Origin of the sequence: Luedemannella flava, assembly GCF_039528515.1 — a bacterium.
GTDB lineage: Bacteria > Actinomycetota > Actinomycetes > Mycobacteriales > Micromonosporaceae > Luedemannella > Luedemannella flava.
The window spans coordinates 362-6,026 of the sequence record NZ_BAAALT010000217.1; the positions used below are offsets into that span (position 1 = coordinate 362).

Here is a 5,665-nt window from a genome sequence, read left to right on the forward strand (position 1 = left end):
CGCGGCGGCCGACTCGCGGCGCAGCAGTTCGTCCGCGACGGGTGCGGTCCGCACGGCCGGCGGATGCGGGTCGAACGGCGGGCGCCAGCCCGGCCCGCGCAGCGCGACCGCGATCTCGGCGGGCATCACGGCACTGTCCCAGGCCTCCCGGACCAGGAGGCCGTGGTGCACGGCCCAGCCGACCTCGGGGCGGGCGACGGCGTGCGGGTACCCGTTCTCGACGACGGCCGGGCCCTGCCAGGCGACGTGGTTGAGCAGCTCGCGCACGGGCTCCGGGGCGTGCGCTAGCAGGGCGCGCACCGGCCCTCCGTCCTCGGCGGCGGCGAGGAGCGCGCCGAGCACGTCGCGCTTGGGCTTGCCCGCGTCCACCTGCCAGGCGTCGGCGAAGACGTGCAGGTCCCGCCCGGACAGCGCGCCGTAGGCGTACTCGAGGGGTGGTCCCAGACGGTGCGGGAAGGGGAACGCGTCGAGCAGGACCGGCGGGACGCACAGGGTCGGGCCGTCGCGCCAGGCGAGCGCCCGGTCGGCGAGCCAGTCGAGGACCGCCGCGAGGTCGGCGTCGTCGGGCGCCACGCCGAACCCGGTGGCGATCCGGGCGACCGGCGCGGCGGGGCCCTCATCGAGGGCGGCCACCATCTCCACGACCTGGGCGGCGGGCGTCGGCGCGGTGTAGAGGGCGGTGAGCAGGGCCGGGCGCCGGGACAGGCGGGTGACCAGCTCGGTGAGCGTGGCGGCGGGTCGGGGCAGTCGGGTCTCGGGGCGGTTGGCGATGATCCGGGCCAGCGCGTCGCGGTCGAGGTCGCTGAGCCAGGCGCCCAGGCTCAGGTGAGTCATCGTGGGGTTCCCTCCGGTCGCGTCGCCCCGTGCGTACGTGCCGTGACCATCCTGCCTCGCACCGGTGGGGAACGCAGTGGACGTGGCCGTGACGAAACGCGAACGGCGTGTCGCCACGCCCGATCGGACGAGATTTTCGATCATCCGCGCACCGCGTTGTTATGCGAGGATTTATGCTATTTACGAGGAGAATGCCCGGTAAAGCCCTTTGTCGGCTCCGCGATCTTCGCCCAATTGGTCCTGACCGGACAGTGCACTGTGGAATGGATATTGCCGAAATCCTGGACACCCGAGGGGCGAAGTGGCAGCGTAGAGGCATGGCAGATGGAGTCAACGCAACCGCGGCGGCCCTCCTGGGGCTGCTGCATGAGGGCCCGATGACGGGCGGTCAGCTGATGGCCACGGCCGAGCGTCGCCTGGGGCCCTACTGGTCCATGACGCGCAGTCAGGTCTACCGTGAGCTGCCCGCGCTCGCCGACATGGGCTACGTGCGGGAGGGCAAGCCCGGTCCCCGGGCCAGCCAGCCGTACGTGATCACGCCTGCCGGCAAGCGCGCCTTCGCCCGTTGGCTCGCCGAGGAGCCCGGTCTGGAGTCGCTGCGCAACCCGACCGCGCTGCGGGTGGCGTTCGGCTCGCACCAGTCGGCGTCCGCGCTCAAGGGGCTCTATTCCACCGCCGCCGAGGAGCACACCGAGGCGCTCGCCGCCGTCCGGGAGCAGATCAAGGTGGCCAAGGCCGAGGGCGACAGCTACGGGGTCGCGGCGCTGGACTTCGCGGTGGCCTACCACAAGGCCGCGCTGACCTGGTTGAAGACCGCTCCCGCAAAGTGAGGCGCGGGTCGCGAGCCTTGATCACAAACGCCGGTTAGGCTTGTTGCTCGTGACCACCGTCGACCTCGCTGACAAGCTCAAGGAACTCGACGCCACGCTGCGCAACATCGAGACCGTCCTGGATCTCGGTCGGCTGCGCCGCGACAAGGCGGATCTCGAGGAGCAGGCCGGCGCCCCCGATCTCTGGGACGATCAGGCCCGCGCCCAGCAGGTGACCTCGCGCCTGTCCTACGTCGGGGGCGAGATCAACAGGCTCGAGCGGCTGCGCTCCCGCATCGACGACGCCGGGGTGCTGCTGGAGCTGGCCGAGGCCGAGGGCGACGCCGACTCGCTGGCCGAGGCCGGCAACGAGGTGGTCGCCCTGCAGAAGGCGATCGAGGAGCTCGAGGTCCGCACCCTCCTCTCGGGGGAGTACGACCAGCGCGAGGCGCTCGTCACGATCCGGTCCGGCGCGGGTGGCGTGGACGCGGCGGACTTCGCCGAGATGCTCCTGCGGATGTACCTGCGCTGGGCCGAGCGCCACGGTTACCCCACCGACGTCTACGACACGTCGTACGCCGAGGAGGCGGGTCTCAAGTCCGCCACCTTCGCCGTGAAGTCGCCCTACGCGTACGGCACGCTGTCGGTGGAGGCCGGCACGCACCGGCTCGTGCGGATCAGCCCGTTCGACAACCAGGGGCGCCGCCAGACGAGCTTCGCCGCCGTCGAGGTCGTCCCCGTGGTCGAGCAGACCGACGAGATCGACATCCCGGACGACGACCTTCGCGTTGATGTGTATCGTTCTTCTGGCCCCGGCGGCCAGGGCGTCAACACGACCGACTCCGCGGTGCGGCTGACCCACATCCCCACCGGGATCGTGGTGAGCTGCCAGAACGAGCGTTCCCAGCTGCAGAACAAGGCGACGGCGATGGGCGTGCTCAAGGCCAAGCTGCTCGCCGTGAAGCGGGCCGAGGAGCAGGCCAAGATGGACCAGCTGCGCGGCGACGTGGCAGGCTCCTGGGGCGATCAGATGCGTTCGTACGTTCTCCACCCGTACCAGATGGTGAAGGATCTTCGTACGGAGCACGAGACGGGCAACCCGACCGCGGTCTTCGACGGCGACATCGACAGCTTCGTCGAGGCGGGGATCCGGTGGCGCAAGCAGAACCAGATGGCGGCGGCATAGCCGGCGCCTTGGCTGGACAGTCGCCGCAGCCTTAGAATCCGGTCGCTTAAGGAGGGACCAGTGCAGGTCTCGGCGCGGGGGGACTACGCGGTCCGCGCCGCGTTGACGCTGGCGGCTGCCTACCCGACGACGGTTTCCGCGCAGGCGCTCGCCACCGAACAGCAGATGCCCCGCAAGTTCCTGGAGGCGATCCTCGCCGACCTGCGTCGCGCGGGCGTGGTGCAGAGCACCCGCGGCGTCGACGGCGGCTACACGCTGTCCAAGCCGCCGGCCGAGGTGATGGTCGGCCAGGTCCTGCGGGCGGTGGACGGGCCGCTCGCGGGCGTGCGCGGCCAGCGCCCCGAGGACACGGCCTATCCGGGCGCCGCGGCCTACCTGCCCCACCTGTGGGTGGCGGTCCGCGCGTCGGTGCGCCGGGTGCTCGACGAGGTGAGCCTGGCCGAGCTGGTGAAGGGTCGTCTCCCGGCGCACGTCCGTCGCCTCATCGCCGACCACGAGGCCTGGCAACCCCGCTGACACAGCGTGAATTAGCCGCTCCGAAGAGCAATTTCCGGGGAGTACGGGCGCCTGGTCGGCCAGCGTATTCGCGGGCGAATCGCACGCAACCGGGCACGTGGACTTGGCGGTTCAGTGACACCGCGTAGACTCACCACCCGTGATTGCGCTTGAGCACGTGACGAAGACCTACCCCAAGGCGTCGCGCCCTTCCCTCAACGACGTCTCGGTCACCATGGAGAAGGGCGAGTTCGTCTTCTTCATCGGGCCTTCGGGCTCCGGCAAGTCCACCTTCATCAAGCTCCTGCTGCGCGAGATCCAGCCCACCAAGGGCAAGATCTCGGTGAACGGGCGTGAGCTGGGCCACATGCGCTCGTGGCGGGTGCCGCACTTCCGCCGTTCGATCGGCTGCGTGTTCCAGGACTTCCGCCTGCTGCCCAACCGCACGGCGTACGAGAACGTGGCCTTCGCCCTCGAGGTGATCGGCAAGACCCAGGCCGTGGCGCGCCGGGTCGTACCCGAGGTGCTCGAGCTGGTCGGCCTCGGCGGCAAGGAGCACCGGTACCCGCACGAGCTGTCGGGTGGTGAGCAGCAGCGCGTCGCGGTCGCCCGCGCGTTCGTGAACCGTCCGCTGATCCTCCTTGCGGACGAGCCCACCGGAAACCTCGACCCGGACACGTCCATCGAGATCATGCGGCTCCTCGACCGGATCAACCGGACCGGCACGACCGTCGTGATGGTTACTCACGACTCCAACATCGTGAACCAGATGCGCCGCCGGGTCGTCGAGATCGAGGCAGGCAAGATCGTTCGTGACCAGCCCCGGGGCGTCTACGGCTGACGGCCGGACCAGAGAAGGCGGGAAGGATCCCACCCGATGCGTATCAAGTACGTCCTGTCCGAGGTGCTCACCGGACTGTGGCGCAACGTCACCATGACCATCGCGATGATCATCACGATGGCGGTGTCGCTTACCCTGGTCGGCGCGAGCCTGCTGATGTTCATGCAGGTCAACCTGATGAAGGACTTCTACTACGAGCAGATCGAGGTCACGATCTTCCTCAAGAACGAGGTGACCCAGCCGCAGAAGGACGCCATCACGGCGGCCCTGAACGCGGACGAGCTCGTGGAGAAGGCCGACTTCGAGACGCGCGAGCAGGCGTTCGCCCGGTTCAGTGAGATCTTCAAGGACGCGCCCGACCTGGTCGCCTCCACCAAGGCCGACTCGCTGCCCGAGTCGTTCCGGGTGAAGCTCAAGGACCCCGGCAAGTTCAGCGAGATCGAGGCGAAGTTCCAGACCATGGAGGGCGTCGACGAGATCGTCGACCAGAAGGCGCTGCTCTCCAAGGTCTTCTCGGTGATCAGTTCACTGCAGAAACTCGCCCTCATCATCGCCATCGTCCAGGGCGTCGCGGCACTCCTCCTCGTGATCAACACGATCCAGGTGGCCGCCTACAGCAAGCGACGCGAGGTCGCGGTCATGAAACTCGTCGGCGCCTCGAACTGGTTCATCCAGGCGCCGTTCGTCCTGGAGGCGGTGGCGGCCGGCCTGATCGGCGCGGTCATCGCGTACATCATCCTGATCTGTTCCAAGATCTTCGTCATCGACGGGACGCTCAAACCGCTGACGACGTTGCTGCTCGACGTCCCCTGGAGCAACGTGCACCTCGTCTTCCCGGCGATCGCCGGCGTGGCCGTGCTGATCAGCTCGGTCACCGGCTGGGTGGCGCTCCGCTTCTACATCAAGGTCTGACGCAGACCGCAGTCACGCGCCCGGGCCCGGACCCGCCGACCATCGGCGGGCACCGGGCCCGTCCGCGTCCCGCCCGACACGCCCCCGTGCCCGGTGGCGGGGAGGCGCCGCGGGGCCACTCATCCGGGCTGCGCTCAGGGACCCGTTGTCCGGGTTGTTCGCGCACGGGTGCTGGTCGGCGCGTGGGTGCGGCGGGACGCACACGGTGTCATTTCGGGCGAAACGGTCGTTAGGCATCGTGGGTGGCGTCGTGGGGCGCCGCGCGGCCAGGAAGGTGGGCAGTGGAGCGAACCGCGCTCAGGTGCGTCGTCGGCGCGCTGGCGATCCTGTTCGTGCTGCTCGCCGACGTCCCCGCCGCGGCCGCCGATCCGCACGACGACAAGGACCGCGTCGACCGGATGGCGGCCCGTACCCATGCTGAGCTTGAAGTGGCCAGCGGCCGGGCGCGAGCGGCCGGGCTGGCGTACGCCCGGGTGGGTAGGCAGCTTCCCGGGGCCCGCCGGCGCCTCGCGGTGGCCCAGGGGGAACTGGCTGGCGCGGTCGTCACGGCCCGCACCGCGGCACGGGCCGCGCGCCGCGCGGACGCCG

The 5,665-nt window shown here is 69.9% G+C and carries 7 protein-coding genes; 6 read left to right on the forward strand and 1 reads right to left on the reverse strand.

The features are described from left to right. Window positions 1–834: hypothetical protein (locus ABD211_RS26795; protein ID WP_344137712.1), on the reverse strand; the 834-nt coding region annotated here is incomplete at its 3' end. A 317-nt stretch (window positions 835–1,151) separates the two neighbouring features. Here ABD211_RS26795 and ABD211_RS26800 point away from each other — a divergent pair. The 6 genes from ABD211_RS26800 to ABD211_RS26825 all read left to right on the forward strand — a co-directional run. After that, on the forward strand, window positions 1,152–1,664 hold the full coding sequence (locus tag ABD211_RS26800) for a helix-turn-helix transcriptional regulator (RefSeq protein WP_344137715.1): 513 nt from the start codon (window positions 1,152–1,154) through the stop codon (window positions 1,662–1,664). A 49-nt stretch (window positions 1,665–1,713) separates the two neighbouring features. After that, entirely contained in the window at window positions 1,714–2,829 is a 1,116-nt protein-coding gene (gene prfB / locus ABD211_RS26805; protein WP_344137718.1) for a peptide chain release factor 2, read from the forward strand. A 60-nt stretch (window positions 2,830–2,889) separates the two neighbouring features. Next, window positions 2,890–3,345: an RrF2 family transcriptional regulator gene (locus tag ABD211_RS26810; RefSeq protein ID WP_344137720.1), complete on the forward strand. Its 456-nt coding sequence runs from the start codon at window positions 2,890–2,892 to the stop codon at window positions 3,343–3,345. Window positions 3,346–3,484: 139 nt separating this feature from the next. After that, entirely contained in the window at window positions 3,485–4,165 is a 681-nt protein-coding gene (gene ftsE, locus ABD211_RS26815; RefSeq protein ID WP_344137723.1) for a cell division ATP-binding protein FtsE, read from the forward strand. Between the two features lie 36 nt (window positions 4,166–4,201). Further along, window positions 4,202–5,077 (forward strand): permease-like cell division protein FtsX, encoded by an 876-nt coding sequence (gene ftsX / locus ABD211_RS26820; RefSeq protein ID WP_344137727.1) that lies wholly within the window; start codon window positions 4,202–4,204, stop codon window positions 5,075–5,077. A 281-nt stretch (window positions 5,078–5,358) separates the two neighbouring features. After that, on the forward strand, window positions 5,359–5,665 hold a 307-nt coding region (locus ABD211_RS26825), incomplete at its 3' end, for a hypothetical protein (RefSeq protein WP_425560539.1).